The 21,890-nt window shown below is 55.3% G+C and carries 17 protein-coding genes; 1 reads left to right on the forward strand and 16 read right to left on the reverse strand.

Going from position 1 to position 21,890, the window contains the following annotated elements; all coding sequences use genetic code 11:
* Nucleotides 1–6: 6 nt before the first annotated feature.
* The 6 genes from spy to AAGR08_RS10590 form a co-directional block, all read right to left on the reverse strand.
* The gene (gene spy / locus AAGR08_RS10565) at nt 7–504 is read right to left on the reverse strand and encodes an ATP-independent periplasmic protein-refolding chaperone Spy (protein WP_097094135.1); all 498 of its coding nucleotides are present in this window, start codon (nt 502–504) and stop codon (nt 7–9) included.
* A 327-nt stretch (nt 505–831) separates the two neighbouring features.
* Nucleotides 832–1,827 (reverse strand): succinylglutamate desuccinylase, encoded by a 996-nt coding sequence (astE, locus tag AAGR08_RS10570; RefSeq protein ID WP_345826833.1) that lies wholly within the window; start codon nt 1,825–1,827, stop codon nt 832–834.
* A 46-nt stretch (nt 1,828–1,873) separates the two neighbouring features.
* On the reverse strand, nt 1,874–3,202 hold the full coding sequence (gene astB, locus AAGR08_RS10575; RefSeq protein ID WP_345826834.1) for an N-succinylarginine dihydrolase: 1,329 nt from the start codon (nt 3,200–3,202) through the stop codon (nt 1,874–1,876).
* Nucleotides 3,202–4,668, reverse strand: a complete 1,467-nt coding sequence (astD, locus tag AAGR08_RS10580) for a succinylglutamate-semialdehyde dehydrogenase (protein ID WP_097094138.1) — start codon at nt 4,666–4,668, stop codon at nt 3,202–3,204. The genes astB and astD overlap by 1 nt, the downstream gene beginning before the upstream one ends.
* A complete protein-coding gene (astA, locus tag AAGR08_RS10585; protein ID WP_097094139.1) occupies nt 4,665–5,696 on the reverse strand; it encodes an arginine N-succinyltransferase in 1,032 nt (343 codons plus the stop codon). The genes astD and astA overlap by 4 nt, the downstream gene beginning before the upstream one ends.
* Nucleotides 5,693–6,913 carry an aspartate aminotransferase family protein gene (locus AAGR08_RS10590; RefSeq protein ID WP_345826835.1) on the reverse strand — a complete coding sequence of 407 codons (1,221 nt, stop codon included), beginning with the start codon at nt 6,911–6,913 and terminating at the stop codon, nt 5,693–5,695. Before AAGR08_RS10590 ends, astA begins: the two co-directional genes overlap by 4 nt.
* A gap of 877 nt (nt 6,914–7,790) precedes the next feature.
* On the opposite strand from AAGR08_RS10590, the gene AAGR08_RS10595 reads away from it, so the two are divergent.
* Entirely contained in the window at nt 7,791–8,864 is a 1,074-nt protein-coding gene (locus AAGR08_RS10595; RefSeq protein WP_097094141.1) for a porin, read from the forward strand.
* Between the two features lie 82 nt (nt 8,865–8,946).
* On the opposite strand, the gene AAGR08_RS10600 is transcribed toward AAGR08_RS10595, so the two are convergent.
* The 10 genes from AAGR08_RS10600 to cheA form a co-directional block, all read right to left on the reverse strand.
* On the reverse strand, nt 8,947–10,383 hold the full coding sequence (locus tag AAGR08_RS10600; RefSeq protein WP_176519183.1) for a YchO/YchP family invasin: 1,437 nt from the start codon (nt 10,381–10,383) through the stop codon (nt 8,947–8,949).
* Nucleotides 10,384–10,650: 267 nt separating this feature from the next.
* The gene (gene cheZ, locus AAGR08_RS10605) at nt 10,651–11,292 is read right to left on the reverse strand and encodes a protein phosphatase CheZ (protein WP_097094142.1); all 642 of its coding nucleotides are present in this window, start codon (nt 11,290–11,292) and stop codon (nt 10,651–10,653) included.
* Nucleotides 11,293–11,301: 9 nt separating this feature from the next.
* Nucleotides 11,302–11,691 carry a chemotaxis response regulator CheY gene (gene cheY, locus AAGR08_RS10610; RefSeq protein ID WP_007892562.1) on the reverse strand — a complete coding sequence of 130 codons (390 nt, stop codon included), beginning with the start codon at nt 11,689–11,691 and terminating at the stop codon, nt 11,302–11,304.
* Between the two features lie 39 nt (nt 11,692–11,730).
* Nucleotides 11,731–12,780, reverse strand: coding sequence for a chemotaxis response regulator protein-glutamate methylesterase (locus AAGR08_RS10615; RefSeq protein WP_097094143.1), 1,050 nt, complete (start codon nt 12,778–12,780; stop codon nt 11,731–11,733).
* Nucleotides 12,777–13,652 (reverse strand): protein-glutamate O-methyltransferase CheR, encoded by an 876-nt coding sequence (gene cheR, locus AAGR08_RS10620; protein ID WP_097094144.1) that lies wholly within the window; start codon nt 13,650–13,652, stop codon nt 12,777–12,779. Before cheR ends, AAGR08_RS10615 begins: the two co-directional genes overlap by 4 nt.
* A 103-nt stretch (nt 13,653–13,755) precedes the next feature.
* Nucleotides 13,756–15,435 carry a methyl-accepting chemotaxis protein gene (locus tag AAGR08_RS10625; protein WP_345826836.1) on the reverse strand — a complete coding sequence of 560 codons (1,680 nt, stop codon included), beginning with the start codon at nt 15,433–15,435 and terminating at the stop codon, nt 13,756–13,758.
* A 165-nt stretch (nt 15,436–15,600) separates the two neighbouring features.
* The gene (locus AAGR08_RS10630) at nt 15,601–17,265 is read right to left on the reverse strand and encodes a methyl-accepting chemotaxis protein (RefSeq protein ID WP_345826837.1); all 1,665 of its coding nucleotides are present in this window, start codon (nt 17,263–17,265) and stop codon (nt 15,601–15,603) included.
* 269 nt (nt 17,266–17,534) lie between these two features.
* The gene (locus AAGR08_RS10635) at nt 17,535–19,214 is read right to left on the reverse strand and encodes a methyl-accepting chemotaxis protein (protein ID WP_345826838.1); all 1,680 of its coding nucleotides are present in this window, start codon (nt 19,212–19,214) and stop codon (nt 17,535–17,537) included.
* Between the two features lie 163 nt (nt 19,215–19,377).
* Nucleotides 19,378–19,875: a chemotaxis protein CheW gene (gene cheW / locus AAGR08_RS10640; RefSeq protein WP_097094148.1), complete on the reverse strand. Its 498-nt coding sequence runs from the start codon at nt 19,873–19,875 to the stop codon at nt 19,378–19,380.
* A gap of 22 nt (nt 19,876–19,897) precedes the next feature.
* Complete coding sequence (gene cheA, locus AAGR08_RS10645; RefSeq protein ID WP_345829897.1) at nt 19,898–21,880, reverse strand: chemotaxis protein CheA; 1,983 nt, start codon at nt 21,878–21,880, stop codon at nt 19,898–19,900.
* Nucleotides 21,881–21,890: the final 10 nt, after the last annotated feature.

Genomic DNA, 21,890 nt, shown 5'->3' on the forward strand with positions numbered 1-21,890 from the left:
AAATGCTTATTCAGCATCAGCCGGCGCTGGCGGGGTTTTGCCATCGTGCGGGCCTTTTTCCGTTAAGCGTTTCTCAAAGTTCGCGTTGTACTGTTTTTTCTGTTCTGGCGTCAGCACGTTATAGATTTTGTTCTGGGTTTCCATCATCTGCAGAGCGCGATCTTTCGCGTTCGCGGTCATCTTCTCGGCCTGCGCTTCGGCTTTCGCGCGGTCAAAGGTATCGGAAGCGATGATGGCATGGTCAGCACGACGCTCTTCCAGCGACGGGCGTTTCATCTCTTTATGGCTATCTCGCAGGATAGTTTTGATTTGCGCTTTCTGCGCATCCGTCAGATTCAGTCCTTTAAACATCATCTCCATGCCGTGATGGCGCATCGGCGGCTTGTGCATCGGTTTTTCACTGCCCGCTGGCGGCGGAGTCAGGTTGTCTGCCGCAGCATGGACGATATTTGCAGCACCAAGAGCCATTGCGGTAGCCAGGAAAACAGAAGTTAATTTACGCATAATATTGTCCTTACTTATCAGTTTAATGACGACAGCCTGTGTCGCGTCTTCGGAAACAAGCATACGACGCTGAACGTCAACTACTCAGAGGCTGAGTAAAGCCCTGAAAGCATAAAAGACAAAAATCAGGCAATCATGGAGAGAAAGCGAAGAAATGCGTGAGGAATTGAAAAAGTTTATGACAATCAAAGGAAAAAGGCAGGAATTAAGGAGGAGTGTAACGGCATTGTCGGTTTTCAGAAAGGGAAATGTGGGCGGTGCCAGCGTCATCTCCGAAATGTCCCTCTCCCATCGGCGGGAGAGGATTAGGGTGAAGGTGAAAGCACATTAAAGCGCCAGCGCCTGCGTCTGCTCATTCTCTTCCACCAGCATCAGTCCTGCACGTAATCCTGGTGCAACGTGAGGATTGGGAAACAGCACAAATTCGCGCGCTTGCTGCACGTAATAGCGCGTGTCGCCCTCCTCTGCCAGCAGCGTGCCCTGCGGGAAGGCGGTAAAGTTCAAGGTTTCCGGCCCCATATGCAGGACAAACTTCTCACCGTGGCGGGTAATTTGCTGCGCCACGCGATAATGACGCGGACGTTCACGCACTTCCGGCAACGTCTCGCCATACAGCAGCGCCGCCAGCGCCTGCTGTACCCCAGCAAACTGGCTCAAATCATTTTCACCAAAAGGTAAAGCTTTTCCCAGCTCCAGCGTGCAGCTCGCCGCATCATGGTGTTCACAGCTGTAATGGGTAAAGGTCCCGCCGGGGGAACGATGGAACACCAGCGCTTCCAGTTCCGCCGCCGCTAACCAATGCATAAATTCTTCAGGCCACGGATTCGGATTGAGCGGCATCACGCCAAATCGCGCATGATATGAGCCGCGAATAGCAGTATGCAGATCGAGATGCCAGCGCACTTCATGATCGAGGCAGGCACGCCAGAAATTCTCCAGCTCCTGCTCCAGCTGTAACACACGCTGCGCTTCCGGCACATCAGCCACCTGCTGCCAGCGTCCGCCAAACAGCCGGTTGATATCGTATTGCTGATAGCGTTTACCGCTGCGTAACGCCGCGGGATTACCTAAAATCACCAGCAGGCGCACCGCTAGCGGCTTTTCACCTTTTAACAGCGGCGTCAGCAATAGGTTGAGAATTTCAACCGGCGCGGTTTCATTGCCGTGAATGCCAGCGGAAAGCACCAAAGCCTGCTGCGTCGCGGTATGCGGTGTGAGGGACAACAGTCCCTCATTATGCCATTGCCAGCGGAGATGTTCGTTGCTGCCCTCTTTTTGCTGTGGCGGCACACCAGACAGTGTCTGCTGTAAAAAATCCTGCATGTTCACTCCTTTTTTAACGACGTGGGGCGAACCTCTCGCCCCGGCGTTAACGCTGAAACGCGTAGACACTGCCTAAGTCTAGCAGCTGCGTCAGCTCATCCAGCGCAATGCGCCCTTCACGCAGAAGCTGCGGATCGGCTAAATCCGCCTGGGTTAAGCGATCGCGATAGTGACGGTCAACCCAATCATTCAATGTGGCGAACAGACGATCGTTCATCAGTACGGCTGGATTCAGCGCCTGGCGCTCAGCTTCCGTTAACACCACGCGCAAGCGTAAACATGCTGGACCGCCACCGTTAAACATACTTTCTCGCAGGTCAAACACGCTAAGTTCACGAATGGGGCCGCCGCTCTCCACCAGCTCACTGAGATAGCGCCACACGCCAGCATGTTGACGCGACTCTTCCGGCAGCACCAGCAGCATGCCACCCTCAGCACGTTGTAACAGCTGGCTGTTAAACAAATACGTATTTACTGCATCGCTAACCGAGACGCTATCACGCGGCACTACAATCGGCTGGAAACCGCTGACGCGCGCGGCGAGATCGTTGAGCAGTTGCGGTTGATTAACAAATGCATCCTGATGGCAGAACAGCACCTGCTGATTACTCACCGCAATCACGTCGTTATGGAATACGCCCTGGTCAATAACCGCTGGATTCTGCTGGGCAAACAGCGTGCGCTCAGGGTTAAGCTGATGCAAACGCGCCACCGCTTCGCTGGCCTCACGCGTTTGCCGTGCCGGATAGCGTGCAGGTGTGGCACCCTGCTGCTGGCCATCACGACCATAGATAAACAATTGCACGCCAGCTTCACCATAGTCAGCGCCAAAGCGATTATGATTCGCCGCACCTTCATCACCAAACTGCGCCACCTGTGGTAACGCATCGTGCACGCTGAAGTGCTGCGTGTCGCGGAAAATGGCGCGCAAAAGATCGGCCGTTTCCGGCGCTTCGATAGCGCGGTGGAATTTGTTATTGAGGTTGGCGATAGTGAAATGGACGCGACCATCGGCGCTGTCAGCCGAGGGAGAAACCGTAGCGGCATTCGCCACCCACATAGCTGAAGCCGAGCTAGCCGACGAAAGCAGTTGCGGTGCCTGCTTTGCCGCTTGCGCCAGCACTTGCTCATCGCTGCCGCTAAAGCCAAGTTGACGCAGCAGCGGCAGATTAGGACGCTCATGCGGCGGGATGACCCCCTGCACGTAGCCCATATCAGCCAGCGTTTTCATCTTCAGCAACCCCTGTTTCGCCGCCAAACGCGGATTCGAAGGTTGCAGCTGATTGCGCGTCGACGCCTCATTACCAAACGACAGCCCGGCATAATGGTGCGTCAAACCGACCAATCCATCAAAGTTGGCTTCAAACGCTTTCATTATTTTGCTCCCTGTGGCGAGAAATCGAGTCCCGGCGACAAGCTGGCAGGCATTGCCAGACTTGGACTTTCCAGCGAGGCCATCGGCCAGGCGCAGTAATCTGCTGCATACCACGCACTGGCGCGGTGGTTGCCCGAGGCACCAATGCCACCAAATGGCGCGGTGCTGGCCGCGCCGGTGAGCGGTTTGTTCCAGTTAACAATCCCGGCGCGCGCCTCCAGTAACAGTTGATCAAACTGCGCGCGCTGCGGTGAAATCAAGCCGCATGACAAGCCATAGCGAGTGTTATTGGCGATAGCAATCGCCTGTTCAAAGCTGTCATAGCGAATCACCTGCAGCAGCGGACCAAACACCTCCTCATCGGGGAGGTCAGCAACATCCGTCACATCAATAATGCCCGGGGTGATGATTGCGCTGTCACGATCCGGCCAATGCATCGCCAGTAACACTTTGCCGCCGCGTTCAACGTGCTGCTGCCAGGCGGCAAAAATCTGTCCGGCCGCCGCTGGCGAGATGACGCTGCCCATAAATGGCTGCGGCTCTGCGTTCCACGCGCCAGGCTGCAGGCGTGCGGACACCTCGACTAAACGTTGCAGGAAGGCATCACCTGCCGCACCCCGCTTCACCAGCAGACGGCGTGCACAGGTGCAACGCTGTCCAGCAGTAATAAAGGCCGACTGAATGGCAATATGCACCGCGCCATCGCGATCGGCAGGATCATCGACAATCAACGCGTTGTTGCCGCCCATCTCCAGCGCCAGCATTTTTTCCGGCTGACCGGCAAACTGACGATGCAGGTGGTATCCAGTGGCGGCGCTGCCGGTAAACAGCAGGCCATCAATTTGTGACGCGTTCGCCAGCGCCTGACCCGTTTCACGGCCGCCCTGCACCAACGCAATCACTCCTGCGGGTAATCCCGCTTGCTGCCACAGCTCAACGGTTTTTTCGGCGGTTTTAGGCGTCAGTTCGCTCGGCTTAAACACCACACAGTTACCTGCCAGCAGCGCAGGTACAATATGACCGTTTGGCAGATGGCCGGGGAAATTGTAAGGACCAAACACCGCCAGCACGCCGTGTGGACGATGGCGCAGTGAGCTTTCACCTTCCGCCTGCTCGCCGGTGCGACTGTGGTAAGCCTTAATTGAAATGGCAATTTTATTGATCATCGCCTGCACTTCCGTCAGGGTTTCCCAGCGCGGCTTGCCGGTTTCCTGCGCGATGGTTTCCGCCAGCGCGGTTTTATGGCTTTCGAGTAAACGCGCAAAGCGCTCTACCCGTTCCTGACGCTGCGTAAAAGGCATTCTAGCCCACTGCGGGAACGCCGCGCGCGCCGCTTCACAGGCTGCCGCTACTTGCTCACCGCTGGCGGCCTTGCCCTGCCACAGTGTCTCGCCGGTAACCGGATTGTTTTTGCTCAAGGCGTCAGCGCCGCCGGTCACCCATTGACCATTAATAAAATGCGTCATGCTTTTTTCTCCTCGCGACACAGCGTGACCACACGCAGCTCATCGCCATTGTTACAGTGCAGCGCCGTGCGCTGGCGCTCATTAAGACGCACCACGCCGGAAGCGATATCTACCGGCAGCATCGCTACCCGGAAATGTTGGTAATCTGCATTGGCCACCAGGCAAAGCGGCCAGCTCTCCTCGGCTTCTCCCTCGGCGGCATGCAGTAGCCGACTCTTGCGAATGGCGCGGATGCGATCGATTTCGCACTCCAGCGTGGGGCCGCCGTCAAAGATGTCGACATAGTTGAGGTAGCGGAATCCTTCTGCCTCCAGCACCGCGCGCGCCGGTGCCGTTTTGGGGTGCACCTCGCCAATCACTTTTTGCGCCGCTTCAGACAGGTAGTGAATGTAGAGCGGATGTTTCGGCATTAGCTCGGCGATAAACGCTTTCTGTCCGGTGCCGCTGAGGAAGTCCGCTTTACTGAACTCCATGGAGAAGAAGCGGCTACCTACGCTATCCCAAAATGGCGAATGCCCGTTGTCATCGCTGACGCCACGCATCTCCGCGACAACACGTTTCATAAAGCGATCGCGGAAGTTAGCCATAAACAGAAAGCGCGATTTCGATAGCAGATGACCATTCTTGCCATCGCGATAATCGGGATCGAGAAACAGGGTACACATCTCGCTGCTGCCGGTGTGATCGTTGCTCAGCGATAGCGTGGGCAAACTGGCGTAAACGTTAAGTTCTTTCGAGGCATGCACCTGCGTCCCCACGCGGAAGTTATACCAGGGATCCTGCAAGCCAACGGCGACCTCAATGGCACAGATGCCGACGGCGCGATTGTCTTCGCTGTCGGCCAGCACGAACACATAGCCTTGTTCGGCACGCGGCAGCGCGCCTTGCCAGGTGAGCAGCGAACGCTCAATGCGGGCTTTGAGCGTATCGCTATCCGCAGGCAGCGAGGTTAAGCCGCCTCCGGTTTTGCCCGCCAGCGACAATAACTGCGCAAGATCGTCACGTTCGACGGGGCGAATGACCATCATGATGTGGCTCCTTTGAGCACGCGTTCACAGGCACGTTCGAAGCGTGCCAATCCTTCCTTCACCTCACGCTCGCTGATGTTGAGCGCGGGCGCAAAGCGCACCACGTTGGCGCCAGCAATCAGAACCATTACGCCCTCTTCGGCGGCAGTAAGGTTGAACTGTTTGGCTTTACCGGCGAAGTCGTCATTGAGTACCGCGCCAATTAACAAGCCAAGGCCGCGTACTTCTTTAAATACCGGCAGACGCTGATTCAACTCTTGCAGCGCGGCGACAAACCATTGATGACGCTCGGCCACGCCCGCCATGAAATCAGGCTGATTGATCAGCTCCATCACTTTTCCCGCCACGGCACCGGCCAGCGGGTTGCCGCCATAGGTGGTGCCATGCGTACCCACGCCCATCACCTGCGCCAAATCTTCGCGCGTTAACATGGCACCAATCGGGAAGCCGCCACCCAGCGCTTTAGCGGTGGTGAGCACATCTGGCGTCACACCGTAGTGCATGTAGGCATACAGCGAACCGGTACGGCCTACGCCGCTCTGTACCTCATCAAAGATCAGCACCGCGTGATGTTTATCGCACAGTTCACGCAGACCGCGCAGGAAGGAAGGGTCGGCAGGCAGCACGCCACCTTCACCCTGGATAGGCTCGACGATCACCGCGCAAGTTTGATCATTAATTAACGCCGCCGCTGACGCCAAATCGTTAAAGACTGCATGGTCAATCGCCGGAGGCAGCGGAGAAAAATCGCGGGAGTAAGCTGGCTGCCCACCCGCAGTCACGGTGAACAGCGTGCGGCCGTGGAAGGCATTCTTAAACGCCACGATGCCATTTTTCTCGGCCCCGAAACGATCGTGTGCCGTTTTACGCGCCAGCTTAAGTGCCGCTTCATTCGCTTCAGCACCGGAGTTACAAAAGAACACGCGGTCGGCAAAAGTGACATCAATCAGCTGTTTGGCAAGACGCAGGATCGGTTCATTGGTGTAGCCATTCCCGGTATGCCACAATTTACCGGCTTGCTCAGTCAGCGCCTGTTGTAACGCAGGATGTGCATGACCCAGCGCGTTAACGGCAATGCCGCCGGCAAAATCGATATACTCTTTTCCCTGCTGATCCCACAGCGTCGAGCCCTCAGCGCGTACCGGTACAAAAGCCGCCGGAGCATAAACCGGCATCATCCATTGATCGAAATCGTGACGCGAAACCTGCAGTGACATAGCCCGTTCTCCTGCTTCACATTTAGCAAAGCCTTTGTTTTAAAATTGTTAAAAATGTTAAGTGACCGCTCTACTGTATATTGCAGTTAGCGTGCCAGCCAGCAGGGAAAATGCATAAATGCCTGGACACTACGAAATATCAATAACTTAATCACCACCACTACTCACATAAATTGCATAAAAAGTGAATAAATGTCTGATGAACGTTGAACGCCAGAGATTTATTTAGCGGATTTATGCATCTGCAAAATGAAATATTGCTTTTGTGATCGCACAGGAAATATTTCGCCAAAAAGGCGCAGCTGAAGCACTTTTTTGGGGCATACATGCTCGCGCGTGGTGCAAATAAAGATAAAAAGTGGGTCGAACCGGGCGTGCTCAATGTCAGAGTGTTTTAACAATTGCGTGGCAGGGTTGAATATTATTTAAGCAGGCATGCGTTTATCCAACGTTCAATATCATTTCATGACGAAGGTTATTATCATAATGGAAATAAACAGACACAAAGCCATGAACCAAGTAATTACCCTGCTAATGATTAGCCAGATTTGAATATTTCCTTTCGAACAATAATGCATAGGCTTGTGCTATTTAACCAACAATGAATTTAAGATATTTACGCATCTTTAATTTATAAAAATTGCACTAATATCAATTAACTAAGTATTAGTTCTAGTTTTAACCCTTGCTTATTATGGATAAGTTTCTCCAATGTAAAATTCCGCATAATGGAATTAAAGATTAAAAATCACACAAAAAGCCAATTGGAAATATTTAGTTACATATATTGCACTGTCGATCTTGAACCTTTTGTGTCATTTTCTTTTCACCCCAAAGCTGGGGATAAAATTAAAAAATATCACAGGGTAAAAATTAAATGATGAAGCGCTCCTTACTGGCAGCAGTGATGCCTTTACTGCTGGGACTTTCTACGGCTCAGGCCGCCGAAATCTATAACAAAGATGGCAATAAGCTGGATCTGACCGGCAAAATTAACGTCTCGCATCTGTTTTCTGATAACGATGCGGCCGATGGTGATAATTCGTCTTATACCCGTCTGGGCTTTAAAGGCGAAACCAAAATTAATGACCAACTGACCGGATATGGTCAGTGGCAGTACCAGTACAGCTTGAGCAACTCTGAAGGCACCGACGCGCAGACAGGCAACAAAACCCGTCTGGGCTTTGCCGGTCTGAAGTTTGGTCAGTTCGGTTCCGTGGATTATGGTCGTAACTATGGCCTGATCTATGACGTGCTGGGCTATACCGATATGCTGCCATTCTTCGGCGGTGATTCCGGTTATACCGATGCATTTCTTTCTGGCCGCTCGGGCGGCGTGCTGACCTGGCGCAATAAAGATTTCTTCGGTCTGGTAAAAGGCTGGAGCGTGGCCGCTCAGTATGAAGGTAAAAACGATCGCACCGATCCGAGTGTCGCCGTGCGCCGTTCGAATGGGGATGGCTACGCGCTCTCTACCTCCTATGATTTCGATTTCGGTTTGAGTTTGGTCGGCGCATACGCCAGCCTGGATCGCACCAATGCGCAGAACCTGGCCACACGTGGTGAAGGCGAGAAAGCACAGCACTGGACTGCCGGCCTGAAATACGATGCTAACCAGATCTACCTGGCCACCATCTACGGCGAAACGCTGAACGCCACGCCAATTAGCGGTGGCTTTGCGAACAAAGCAGTGAACTTTGAAGCGGTTGCGCAGTATCAGTTCCTGAACGGCCTGCGTCCCTCTGTTGGCTATGTCTCGTCGAAAGGCAAAGACATTGAAAATATTGGCGATGCTGACATCTTTAAATACGTTGCAGTCGGCGTAACCTACTACTTCAACAAAAACATGTCCGTGTACAGCGAATATAAAATCAACCTGTTGAAAGACAACAATGCGCTGAATATTCCAACTGACGATGTGACCGCGGTAGGTTTGGTGTATCAGTTTTAACCGGCAGTACCCTCATGGCATCTTCGGCTAGTGTCGGCTGAAGATGAGCAAAGGGCAGCGCAAGCTGCCCTTTTTTGTTTTCTCAGGGTGCCAGCAAATTAAAGCGGCTCTCCTGGTCCTGATCCAGCGAGAATGGCGGCTGCAGCTGTAGGATGATTTCATTCGATGTGACGTGATTCTGCTTAGTGTCCTCCAGCATCACCGACAAGCGATAACTGTTGCGAGCCCCTGGCGAGCTATCCCACGCGGGGATAATCACGCTCCAGCCCTGTGGATCATTCGGATTCGCGCCTGGCGTCAGGCTCAGCGCCTGGGTATCGCCCTGCCACAGCACTTTCGCGATGGGATTGGTGCTACGAATCTGCAATTTAAGCGGCAAACTTTCCCCGCCATTCAGCTGCCACGGCGGCGTAGCGAGAAATACCGATAGCGTTTTACGCTGACGGAACTCCAGCACCGGCGTGGTGGAACGCGTGACATTATCGTAGCGGCTGCCGCGCAGCGAGTGTGCTTCCGCAACGTTATTGGGGCTCAACTGCTGGCTCAGCGCCACACCAAAACGGTAGTTGAGGCGTAAGCCCAGCTGATCCTGACTTTCACCGGTATCACTGGTTTTATGGCTGGCCGACAGCGTGACCAGCGGCACCGGCGTATAGGTCACACCAAACGTCAGCGCTGAAGGATTATGGTAGCGGTTACCGGAACTAAAGAGATCAACGTCATCCCCCAGATATTGCTGCCAGCTGACCGATGCGCCTAACTGACGATACTGAGGCAAATAGCCCTGCGTGGTGAAGTCATAGCCACGCGCCAGACGCTGCTGCTGGAAGGGATCGCGATCCTGCCACCCTGACAGCGGGGTGTAATAATTGGCGGAAAAACGCAGATAATCGCCCCACGCTTCCGTTCCCAGCGAGGCACGTTGCTGCCCGCTATTGAACATACGATCGACAAAACCGTTATAACCCAGCAACCATTTACCCGCGACCCAGCGCTGGCCAAGGCCAACGTTGCCCACCAATCCATCATCGGTCTGATGAAACCCCACTTGGCTGAACGTCAGATAACGGTAGTTATCGGCCCAGGGTGTCAGCAGTGAGGCGCCGCTACCGTTGAAGTTTCCGTCGATATCGACGTTAAAGTCGATCTGCGCTCTGCCATAAGGTGACAGCAGCGACTGCCCTTCATCCACCAGCCGACTTCCCACCTCATCGCGGAAATGATTAAAAGCCCAGAGGCTGGCTTGCTGGCTCAGGGCATTATCATCACTGCTGTTCTGGCTGGCTTCGCCAATACTTTTCGCGATGGTCGCCAGTTTTTTATCGAATGCCGCCGTTTCGTCCTGGTAGCCCAATGCTGGCAACGCATCGGCCATTTTCTGAAAACGTGTGGGATCGCTAAACGGCGTATCCGAGAGTTTAGTATCGGTAATCAGCGCCAGAGCGGGCGTGGCAGCGGCCAGTAAGGATATGCCAGAAACGTAACGCACGCTTTTGAGTGATAGCAAAGTAGATAACATAGTCAAAAATAGGGTTCGGCTCAGCTCATAATTAGAGGTAGATCACAAAATTGCATCTGTCTACCCTAGCACATTCTGCGCTAAGTGCCGGGGATGTCGGGTGCGGATTAGGACAATGACGAGCCGGGGACAACGATTTTGCTGAGCGGAAGGGTTAAGAAAACGTGCGGCATCGTGAGGTTACGGCACGCGTTGACCAGGTGGGCATAAATGCCCACCCTACGCAGTTTTGTAGGGTGGGCATTTATGCCCACCGCTAGCCAAAAATTAAAACCCTAAGCTATCCAGCAGGTCATCAACCTGATCCTGGTTCGCCACCACGCCGGGTGCATTGGCATGGATCTGCGGACCATTCAGCAGGCTATTGCCCTCTTTACGGGCCGCCGCGTTCGCTTCTGGCATGTTTTCCAGCAGCACCATCAGCAGTTGACGTTCGATCTCCTGAATCACATCCATCATGCGCTTGATCACCTGACCGGTAAGGTCCTGGAAATCCTGTGCCATCATGATTTCGAGCAACTGCTTATTGGTATACGACGTGTGTCCCGGAACGTCAGTCAGGAACTGGCGCGTATCCGAAACCAACTCGCGCGCATCGGTCAGTTCAATCGGATTTTCAAACCACGCGTCCCAGCGGCCTTTCAGCTGGTTGGCGTTGGCTTCCATTTGGTCCTGGTGTGGCTGCGCGGCTTCAACGCAGTTCAACGCACGTTCAGCCGCCTGCGCCGTCATTTGCACAACATAGTCCAGACGATCGCGCGCGTCAGGAATCGCTTCCGCCGCTTCAGCAATCGCCTGGTCTAACCCGAGCTCACGCAGACTGTCACGCAGCATGCGCGTCAGTGAGCCGATGCGGGTAATAATGTCGTGTGCCGAGGCTTCTTCGGTTGATTTCGGAAGGTCGCTCATCACATCTCCTTACATACCCAGTTTTTCGAATATTTTGCCTAACTTCTCTTCCAGCGTGGCGGCAGTGAACGGTTTCACTACGTAGCCACTGGCACCCGCCTGTGCTGCCGCGATGATGTTTTCTTTCTTCGCTTCGGCGGTCACCATCAGCACCGGCAGTTTACTCAGCGCGGCATCTGCACGAATGGTCTGCAGCAGTTCCAGACCGTCCATGTTGGGCATGTTCCAATCAGAGACCACGAAATCAAAGCCGCCAGCACGCAGTTTGGTCAGCGCATCCACGCCGTCTTCTGCTTCTTCGACGTTATTGAATCCCAGCTCTTTTAGCAGGTTACGGACGATACGACGCATCGTATTGAAGTCATCCACCACCAAAAAGCGCATATTTTTATCAGCCATATCTACTCCTGTGTTGTCTCGTCCAGCAGGACGGGCTCGTTAAATTCGCAATGCCTGTCCGGCGCTAATTTTCGCCAGCATGTGCTGACTGATGTGGCCTAAATCGACCACTTCACTGGTGCCGCCCATCGCAATCGCTTCGCGCGGCATGCCAAATACCACGCAGCTGGCTTCATCCTGGGCGATGGTCCAGGCACCCGCGCGATGCATTTCCAGCATCCCGGCCGCGCCGTCATTCCCCATCCCCGTCAGGATCACCCCAACCGCATTTCGTCCTGCATGGATCGCCACCGAACGGAACAACACATCCACCGAGGGCTTGTGTCGGTTCACCGGCGGACCGTCATTCAGTTTCACCACATAGTTGGCGCCACTGCGCCCCAGTTCCATGTGCATTGCGCCCGGCGCGATATAGGCATGGCCCGGCAAAATACGCTCGCCATCCTCCGCTTCTTTCACGGTGATCTGGCACAGCTTGTTCAGCCGCTCGGCAAACGAGCGGGTAAACCCTGGCGGCATATGTTGCGTAATCAGTAGCGCCGGGCTGGTGGCCGGCAGCGGCTGGAGTACGTGGCGAATCGCCTCGGTGCCGCCGGTGGAAGAGCCGATGGCAATCAGCTTTTCGCTACTCAGCAGTGGACCGGCCTTAAGCGTCACCGGCATCGGCGAGGCCGCACGCGCATGCAGCTTGGCGCGCGCTGCGGCGCGAATCTTATCGGCAATCATCTGGCTATAGGCCAGCATGCCTTCGCGGATGCCGAGCTGCGGTTTGGTGACGAAATCCACCGCGCCTAACTCCAGCGCGCGCAGCGTCACTTCAGAGCCTTTGCCGGTCAGTGAAGAGACCATCACCACCGGCATCGGACGCAGGCGCATCAGCTTCTCAAGGAAGTCGAGGCCATCCATGCGCGGCATTTCCACATCCAGCGTTAACACCTGTGGGTTGTATTGTTTGATTAAATCCCGTGCCACCAGCGGATCTGGCGCACTCGCGACCATCTCCATATCGGGATGGCTGTTGATGATTTCCGTCATCAGCTGACGCATTAGCGCAGAGTCATCCACGCACATCACGGTGATTTTGCTCATCGTCTTTCCTTGCTCAGTCCATAGACTGTCTGTCCACGCAGCCAGAACTCTTTGCTGATCTGACTAAAGTTCTCTGAATGCCCGGCAAACAGCAGGCCGCCGGGTTTCAGCAGGGGCACGAAACGGCGCAGAATCTGTTCCTGCGTCTCTTTATCGAAGTAAATCATCACGTTGCGACAAAAAATGGCGTCGAACGGACCGGGCAACGCCCAGTCATGAGCCAGTAAATTCAGTTGCGTATAGTTCACCATGTTGGCGAGGTCAGGACGCACGCGCACCATGCCTTCGTGCGGACCGGTACCGCGCAGGAAAAAGCGCTGCAGCTGCGACTGCGACAAGGTGCGCAGCTCTTCCTGGCGATAGACGCCGGCAACGGCTTTTTCTAACACCTGCGTATCGATATCGCTGGCATGCACCTGGAACTTGCCCGGGCCGGTGCCCAGCGTTTCTGCCAGCGTCATGGCAATGGAGTATGGCTCTTCGCCCGTTGAGGCGGCCGTGCTCCAGACGCTGTAATTACCCGTACGCTTGCGCGCATGTTCCGCGAGGATCGGAAAGTGGTGCGCCTCGCGGAAGAAGGAGGTCAGGTTGGTGGTCAGCGCATTGATAAATGCCTGCCACTCCGCACTGTTTTGGTCCTGTTCCAGCAGCGCCAGATAGCGGCCAAAGTCATCAATATTCAGCATACGCAGGCGACGCACTAAACGGTTGTAAACCATCTCGCGCTTATGGTCGGCCAGCACAATGCCCGCTCGCTGATAGATCAGCTGGCTAATACGACGAAAATGAGTATCCGAGAGCGGTAAACGCTGCACCATTTGCGAGAGCAGCGTTGTCGCTTCACTTTGATCCAATAACGTCGATTTCTTCATTTCAGGTCACCCGGCAACAAACTGATTAAATTGTGATACTGCGGTTGCTACTGTGCTGCCAGTCGCGCCATGCTTAGGGGCCGCCCTGCGGCGGCCACAAGGGTTAAAAGGTTTCCCAGTTATCGTCAGAGCTACGTGCGCCTGCGGGTTGTGCCAGTGTTTTTGGCGCTACCGAACGCAAATTTTTTGCCGCTGTAGATACGTTAACGGCCTGAACGACAAATTCTTTACCAATATTGAACACCGCAACCGACTGTTTCAGTCGACTTGCCTGATCTTCCAGCGCGGCGGCGGCAGTGGCAGACTCCTCAACCAACGCGGCGTTCTGCTGCGTGACGCGATCCATCTCATTCACCGCCAGTCCAACCTGATCGATACCACGACTCTGCTCGTCCGACGCCGAGGCGATTTCGCCCATGATGTCGGTGACGCGCGTGACCGCATTCACGATATGCGTCATGGTTTCGCCAGCGCTCTCTACCAGCACTGAGCCGGTGTTGACGCGGCTAACCGAGTCTTCAATCAAGGCTTTAATCTCTTTGGCCGCTTGCGCACTGCGCTGTGCCAGGCTGCGCACTTCACCCGCCACCACAGCAAAACCACGGCCCTGCTCACCGGCGCGCGCGGCTTCAACCGCTGCGTTCAGTGCGAGGATGTTGGTCTGGAAGGCGATGCCATCAATCACGCTAATGATGTCAGCGATTTTCTTCGAACTGCCGGTAATCTCTTTCATGGTAGTAACCACGCCATCCACCACTTTGCCGCCCTGCTGCGCAGTTTCTGAGGCGGTTAGCGCCAGCTTCGATGCCTGGCGGGCGTTTTCCGCGTTCTGTTTCACCGTGGCGGTAAGCTGCTCCATGCTGGCCGCTGTCTCTTCCAGCGAGGCCGCCTGCTGCTCGGTACGCGAGGAGAGATCGTTATTGCCCATGGCGATTTCGCTGGCACCGGTATAAATGGCATCGGAGCCATCACGTACGGTACGCACCGTACTCGCCAGCGCTTGCTGCATCTCTTGCAGCGAAGTGAGCAACTCGCCAATCTCATTGCGCACGTTGATTTCCACCTGCTGCGTCAAGTCACCGCGGGCGATATGACGGATATGCTCGATGCTCTGCTTCAGCGGACGGATCAGCACGCTGCGCATGCCGCTCCATACCAACGCAATCATCAGCAAGGTCACCAGCAACGTGCCAACCACCAGCATGATGGATTGGCTGTAGGCCGCGTTATTGGACTCCACCCCTTTATTGGCCAGCACGATGTTGTAGGCCATCCACGCGTTGTAATCTTTAGCAAATTTGTCCTGGAATCCTTGCGTCGGCTGATCGACAAATCCTTTGAAATTCCCGCTTCCCAGGAAATCGATCAGCTCGCTCAGCGCCCTACGATAGGCGTTGTAGTTGGCCTGCAGCGTCAGTACGTTTTCCGCCGTTTTGCCCTTTTCGGACAAATTGGCGTTAAATTCGGCGAACCCCGCATCCGCGTTTTTCAACTCCTCACTTGCCAGCGCCACCAGATCTTTTACGGTAGCGCCCGATCCCGCCTGCTGGCTGTCCAGCAGATAGCGGATCCCCGCACGGTTCAGCGTATTACGCGCCTGCACCAGCGATACCCATGAGGTGCCCATCGCCCGCTGCAGCGTGCTGAGACGCTGGTTATAGGCAAAATTATCTTTATCGGCTTTCACCGTGGAATAGAACACTCCCCCCGAAAACAGCTGCAGTAAGGCAAACAGCGCCAGCACAAACAGCAGGCCGGAAACAACACGAATACGACTAAACATAAACACCTCATTGGTTGGCGGAACGCTCCTGTTATCGGCGTATGCGAGGGGATCTTTATGTGTGTTCGTAGAGGGAAAGAGGAAGGAGGTCGCCATCAATGGCGACCCTGCAGGTGAAGTACCGGTTTCGTAGGGTCGGCATGTATGCCGACCTGCTACTCCGCGTTAAAACGTTTCCCAGTTACCGTCGCTGACCGGCGCGGCACCCACTTTGCGCGGCGCGTTGATGACCTGACGCGCGAGGGGAGTTTTGACCGGCTGAGCCTGCGATGCACGCGGAATGCGGAACACCGACACCGACTGGCTGAGACGGCTGGCCTGCTCTTCCAGCGAAGCGGCAGCGGCGGCGGACTCTTCAACCAGCGAGGCATTCTGCTGCGTGACGCGATCCATCTCGGTTACCGCTTGCCCTACCTGGTCGATGCCACGGCTCTGCTCATCGGAAGCCGAGGCAATTTCACCCATGATATCGGTGACACGCGTCACCGCGCCGACGATATCATTCATGGTTTCACCAGCGGTGCCCACCAGCTGAGAGCCGTTATTCACGCGATTAACTGAATCTTCAATCAGCCCTTTGATCTCTTTCGCCGCCTGGGCGCTGCGCTGTGCGAGGTTACGCACTTCACCGGCCACCACCGCAAAGCCACGGCCCTGCTCACCGGCACGCGCCGCTTCCACTGCCGCGTTCAGTGCCAGGATATTGGTCTGGAAGGCAATGCCATCGATCACACTGATAATATCGGCGATTTTCTTCGAGCTACCGGCAATGTCATGCATGGTACGGACAACGCCGTCTACCACTTCTCCACCTTTGCGCGCGGTATCAGAAGCGCTTAGCGCCAGCTGTGATGCCTGACGCGCATTCTCGGCGTTCTGTTTCACCGTGGCAGTCAGCTGTTCCATGCTGGCAGCCGTTTGCTCCAGCGACGCGGCTTGCTCTTCGGTACGCGCCGACAGATCGTTGTTCCCGGCAGAAATTTCGCTGGCCCCCGTGAAAATGGCGTCGGAACCATCACGCACATTGCTTACGGTGCTAACCAGCGACTGCTGCATCTCATGCAGGCTGCTCGCCAGCTGGCTCATTTCGTTACGTCCTTCCACCGCAATGGTTTGGGTAAGATCGCCCGCCGCGATATGACGAATATGTCCCAGTAATTGATGCAGCGGCTGGATCAGCACGCTGCGCAGGCCAAACCAGCAGCCGATAATGACCACCACGACAACCAGCGCAACCGCCGCCAATAGCCACATCATGGTCTGGAAAGCACGCTGATTTTGCGCCACGCCTTCCGCTGCCAGCTCACTTTGCGCGCTGCGCCACTCTTCGTAGGTGGCTTTCATTGCCACCTGTTTGGTTTCGATATTTTGCGCAAACATGCCTTGTAGATCGTTCGCCTTCAGGCGTTCCAGCATCGCTTTCAGCCCGTCGTTAAACGCAGCGTAGTTGGCTTCTAACTTATCGCGCAGCGCCTGCGGCAAGCCCGGCGTGGCGGGCAAACTGGCATAACGCTGATAATGGCCCGCGGCGACATCGAGCTGTTTTTCGGTTTGCGCAATCAGCGCGCCGAGCTGACCGCCGTTAGCCTGCGCGGCCATGGTGCCTTGCATACGCAACATGGCGCGATTCAGTACCGTGCGCGTTTGATTCAGTTCGATCCAGGCATCGGACATCGCCGCCACGTTGTTGCTTGAGATCTGCGCAACGGCAAATGCCTCTTTATCCTTTTGTAATGCGGACCAGAACAGGCCGCCAGAAAGTAACTGCAAAGCACCAAAAACCAGCAATACGACGATTAAACTGGTCACAACATTGATTCGTTTTAACATGGGGTCTCCAGAAATGTGTTTCGGCTCCCCCAGTTATCGACCGGCAATCTGAATTTTTCAGGGTGCCTACACGAGTTTACGAATTAAAATTCTGTGTTTTAGTGTGATTGCAGTGTTTTATAACTAAAGAAATTAACACTAAAAAAAATGCGCCTTTATCGGGTGAGCGATAAAGCCGCATTTTCAGGGGTGTTCTGGTCGCCATAAATGGCGACCCTACGGGTCAATTGTGTCCGGTCGGCATTGATGCTGACCGGACTTTCAGCGAATTAAAACGTTTCCCAGTTACTGCCGCCTGCCGCGGCGATCACCGCTTTACGCGGTGCGCTGAGGGTTGGCGGCGCAATCTGCGGGTGACGCATACCCGCAGTTGCCTGCGGCGACGAAGATGCAGCACGCGGCACGCGGAACACCGCCACCGACTGGCTCAAGCGGCTCGCCTGCTCTTCCAGCGAGGCCGCCGCTGCGGCAGACTCTTCCACCAGCGAGGCGTTCTGCTGCGTGACGCGATCCATCTCCGTCACGGCCTGGCCGACCTGATCGATGCCGCGGCTCTGCTCATCTGACGCCGACGCAATTTCTCCCATGATATCGGTGACGCGTGTGACCGCATTGACGATATCGCTCATGGTTTCACCGGCGGTGCCCACCAGCTTCGAGCCTGAATTGACGCGGTTCACCGAGTCCTCAATCAAGGCTTTAATCTCTTTCGCCGCCTGAGCGCTACGCTGCGCCAGATTACGCACCTCACCCGCGACGACCGCAAATCCGCGCCCTTGTTCCCCGGCACGCGCGGCTTCTACCGCAGCGTTCAGTGCCAGAATATTGGTCTGGAAAGCGATGCCGTCAATCACGCTGGTGATATCGGCAATTTTCCTCGAACTACCGGCGATGTCGCTCATGGTACGCACCACGCCCTGCACCACATCGCCCCCCTTCTGTGCGGTTTCTGACGCGCTCAGCGCCAGCTGCGACGCCTGACGCGCATTTTCCGCGTTCTGTTTTACCGTTGCGGTTAGTTGTTCCATGCTGGCCGCGGTCTGCTCCAGTGAGGCAGCCTGCTCTTCAGTACGCGCCGAGAGATCGTTATTACCGGCGGAAATCTCACTGGCTCCGGTAAAAATGGCATCCGAACCGTCGCGCACATCACTCACCGTACGCACCAGCGACTGCTGCATATCATGCAGGCTGGCCGCCAGCTGGCTCATCTCATTACGGCCCGTCACAACGATGTGCTGGGTGAGATCGCCCTGCGCGATATGCTGGATGTGTTGAATATTCCCGTTGAGCGGGATAATCAGGATTTTGCGCATGCCAAACCAGCACAGCACAATCACGGCCACCACCAGCGCCATGACCGCGCTCAGCAGCCATATCATGTGCTGATACGCCAGGCTGTTGGCCGCCGCGCCCGCCGCCGTTAAACGGTCCTGGTCGGCACGCCACTGGCGGTACTCTTTCAGGAATGCACTCTGGCTTGGCGCCACCGGGACCTTGCCGGCCTGCACTAAATCTTTTGCCACCAGCGCATCCTGCATCTGAGCCAGCGCGCGCGCGTAAGCTGAATAGGTATCATCAACCCGCTGATTCAGCGCAGCATCCTGTCCCGGCGTATCCGGCGTGGCTTTAAACAGCTGGTAGTTATCCGTCGCATCTTTCTGGAAGGCTTTGCTGTCTTCATACAAGCCCGCCACATCCGCTTCACTGCCGCTGAGCTTGCTGGTTGCCATGCGGAGCTGGATGCGGGTTAATACCACGCGGCTTTGATTCAGACTCATGAAGGCATCGTTGATGGCGGCGATATTTTTGCTCGCCAGCTGTGAAACGTTAAAACTGTTTTTGTCATCGCTCAGCGCTTTGAAAAACAGCGAGCCGGACGACAACTGCAGAAAACCAAATACCAACAACACCAGCAATAAACTGGTCACAACGCGGATTTTCGTAAACATAGCTTGCCCTGGAAAATGAAGAAAAATCGTACAGAGCAGTTATCGACTGAGCGGCTGGAATATTGAGGAAAAACGCGGGTATTTTACTGTTTTCTTGTTTACTAACAAAGAATTAGTTCACAGACGTGATGATAACGGGCCGCCGCAGCGACCCGTTGATTTCTTACGCGGAGCGCAGGTTGTCCACCAGCGCCATCTCTTCGCTGCTCAGCAGCTTTTCGATGTCGACCAGAATCAGCATACGTTCACCCAACGCGCCAAGGCCGGTGAGGTATTCGGTAGACATGGTGACAGCAAATTCCGGTGCCGGGCGAATCTGCTCTTGCGTCAGCGACAGCACATCCGAAACGCCGTCAACCACAATACCCACCACGCGCTGAACCAGATTCAGCACGATCACCACGGTATTTTCGTTATATTCCACATCCGGCTGCGAGAATTTCACTCGCAGGTCGATAATTGGCACGATCACGCCGCGCAAATTGGTGACGCCTTTGATGAACTCTGGCGTATTGGCGATGCGGGTGACCTGATCGTAACCGCGGATCTCCTGCACTTTCAGAATGTCAATGCCGTACTCTTCGTCACCCAGAGTGAAAACTAAGAATTCCTGGCCAACGGTTTCGCCAGCGATTTTGGTCACGGTTGCCATGTCAGTCATTTTTTTACCCTTTGGTTATCTATTACGCTGCGGCACCGGCCACACGTTTTTCACGGTTCAACGATTGCAGTGCTGAGACATCCACAATCAGCGCCACGCTACCATCGCCAAGAATGGTGGCGGCTGAGATGCCCGGCACTTTGCGATAGTTGCTTTCAAGGTTCTTCACTACCACCTGATGCTGCCCAATCAGCTGATCGACCAGTAGTGCGTAGCGACGGCCTGCGCTTTGCAGGATCACCACGATGCCTTGCGTGGCGTCTGTTTTGGCGTTCTCTACCTCAAACACATTCCACAGCTCCACCAGCGGCAGATATTCGCCACGCACTTCCAGCACGCGCTCGCCGCCGGCCAGCGGTTTCAACTCTTCGGCGGTTGGCTGCAGCGATTCCATCACCGCGTTGAGCGGCAGAATGAACACTTCATTCGCCACGCGCACCGACATGCCATCAAGGATCGCCAGCGTCAGTGGCAGCAGAATGCGAATGGTGGTGCCTTTACCCTGCTTCGAGGAAATTTCGACGTGGCCGCCCATCTCCTGAATATTTCGTTTCACCACGTCCATGCCCACGCCACGGCCTGACACGTCGGTAACCTGCTCGGCGGTGGAGAAGCCCGGGGCGAAGATCAACATGCCGACTTCTTCATCGCTCATGCTTTCGCTGACCGGCAAGCCGGATGAGAGCGCTTTGGCCAGGATGCGTTCGCGGTTGAGACCGGCACCGTCATCGATCACTTCGATGCAGATATTGCCGCCCTGATGTTCCGCAGACAGCGTGAGATTACCGACCGCGGTTTTGCTGGACGCGAGGCGTTTCTCCGGGGTTTCGATGCCGTGATCGAGGCTGTTTCGCACCAGGTGCGTTAACGGATCGATGATGCGTTCGATCAAACTCTTATCCAGTTCAGTCGAGCTGCCGAGTAGCGTGAGCTCCACTTCTTTGCCCAGCTTGCTGGCCAAATCGCGTACCAGGCGTGGGAAGCGGCTGAAGACGTACTCCATCGGCATCATACGAATCGACATCACCGATTCCTGCAAATCGCGGGCGTTGCGTTCCAGCTGTCCCATGCTATTCAGCAGGTCACCGTGTGCCACCGGATCCAGCGCGCCAGAACGCTGCGCCAGCATCGATTGGGTGATCACCAGTTCGCCCACCAGGTTAATCAGCTGGTCAACTTTTTCCACCGCCACGCGAATGCTGCTGGATTCGCTCACTTTCGCCGGTGCCGCTGCACGCTTAGGCTCGCGTTTCGCGGCGGGGGTAATCTCGGTCACGGTGGCAGTTTGTACCGGTGCCGGTTCCGCGACCACCGCGTCGGCCATCGGCGTCTCGGCAGCAGCGGGGGCGCGCTCTTGCGGGAAGAGGATTTGTGCTTCTTCCAGCACAAAACAGAGCACGGCGACGATGTCATCCTGGCCCACGCCATCAATCGTGACCTCGAGTGAATTCGCGCTCTTTATCACATTGCTGACCGTGCCAAGGTTGCCGAGCTCTTCCAGCATTAGCTCCGGTTCTTTTTCTTTCAGATCAACCAGCTGCAGGCGCAGGCCTGAGGTAGCAGCCGGCGCAGCGATGGCCACCACCTCGGCGATTTTTGCCGCTTCAGGCGCGATGCCTTTTGCTTCCAGGGCCAGCTGGCGCAGCGCTTCGCAGATGTATTTAAAACTTTCTGCATTCGGCTCCTGCGCCGTTTTATAGGCATCGAGCTGTTCTTGCATAATATCTTTGGTTTCCAAAAACAGGTTGATGATATCGGTGCTGAGCTGCATCTCGCCGCGGCGCGCACCATCCAGAATGTTTTCCAGGATGTGGGTGGTTTCCTGTAAAACCGTAAAGCCAAACGTACCGGCGCCCCCTTTGATGGAGTGGGCGGCGCGGAAAATGGCATTCAACTGCTCGGAATCGGGCTCCTGGGGATCGAGTCCCAACAGGTGTTGCTCCATATCCGCTAACAGCTCATCGGCTTCATCAAAAAACGTCTGGTAAAAATCGCTGATGTCCATGCTCACGGGA

It is taken from the genome of Pantoea sp. BRR-3P (assembly GCF_039621635.1).
Lineage (GTDB): Bacteria > Pseudomonadota > Gammaproteobacteria > Enterobacterales > Enterobacteriaceae > Pantoea > Pantoea floridensis.

Bases quoted from the DNA above. Each gene is read 5' to 3' on its own strand.
- AAGR08_RS10590 (WP_345826835.1), bottom strand. From the start codon at position 6,913: ATGTCACTGCAGGTTTCGCGTCACGATTTCGATCAATGGATGATGCCG.
- astB (WP_345826834.1), bottom strand. From the start codon at position 3,202: ATGAAAGCGTTTGAAGCCAACTTTGATGGATTGGTCGGTTTGACGCAC.
- AAGR08_RS10615 (WP_097094143.1), bottom strand. From the start codon at position 12,780: ATGAGCAAAATCACCGTGATGTGCGTGGATGACTCTGCGCTAATGCGT.
- AAGR08_RS10630 (WP_345826837.1), bottom strand. From the start codon at position 17,265: ATGTTAAAACGAATCAATGTTGTGACCAGTTTAATCGTCGTATTGCTG.
- cheZ (WP_097094142.1), bottom strand. From the start codon at position 11,292: ATGAGCGACCTTCCGAAATCAACCGAAGAAGCCTCGGCACACGACATT.
- cheA (WP_345829897.1), bottom strand. From the start codon at position 21,880: ATGGACATCAGCGATTTTTACCAGACGTTTTTTGATGAAGCCGATGAG.
- astE (WP_345826833.1), bottom strand. From the start codon at position 1,827: ATGCAGGATTTTTTACAGCAGACACTGTCTGGTGTGCCGCCACAGCAA.
- AAGR08_RS10600 (WP_176519183.1), bottom strand. From the start codon at position 10,383: ATGTTATCTACTTTGCTATCACTCAAAAGCGTGCGTTACGTTTCTGGC.
- AAGR08_RS10635 (WP_345826838.1), bottom strand. From the start codon at position 19,214: ATGTTTACGAAAATCCGCGTTGTGACCAGTTTATTGCTGGTGTTGTTG.
- cheY (WP_007892562.1), bottom strand. From the start codon at position 11,691: ATGGCTGATAAAAATATGCGCTTTTTGGTGGTGGATGACTTCAATACG.
- spy (WP_097094135.1), bottom strand. From the start codon at position 504: ATGCGTAAATTAACTTCTGTTTTCCTGGCTACCGCAATGGCTCTTGGT.
- cheW (WP_097094148.1), bottom strand. From the start codon at position 19,875: ATGACTGACATGGCAACCGTGACCAAAATCGCTGGCGAAACCGTTGGC.
- cheR (WP_097094144.1), bottom strand. From the start codon at position 13,652: ATGAAGAAATCGACGTTATTGGATCAAAGTGAAGCGACAACGCTGCTC.
- AAGR08_RS10595 (WP_097094141.1), top strand. From the start codon at position 7,791: ATGATGAAGCGCTCCTTACTGGCAGCAGTGATGCCTTTACTGCTGGGA.
- astD (WP_097094138.1), bottom strand. From the start codon at position 4,668: ATGACGCATTTTATTAATGGTCAATGGGTGACCGGCGGCGCTGACGCC.
- astA (WP_097094139.1), bottom strand. From the start codon at position 5,696: ATGATGGTCATTCGCCCCGTCGAACGTGACGATCTTGCGCAGTTATTG.
- AAGR08_RS10625 (WP_345826836.1), bottom strand. From the start codon at position 15,435: ATGTTTAGTCGTATTCGTGTTGTTTCCGGCCTGCTGTTTGTGCTGGCG.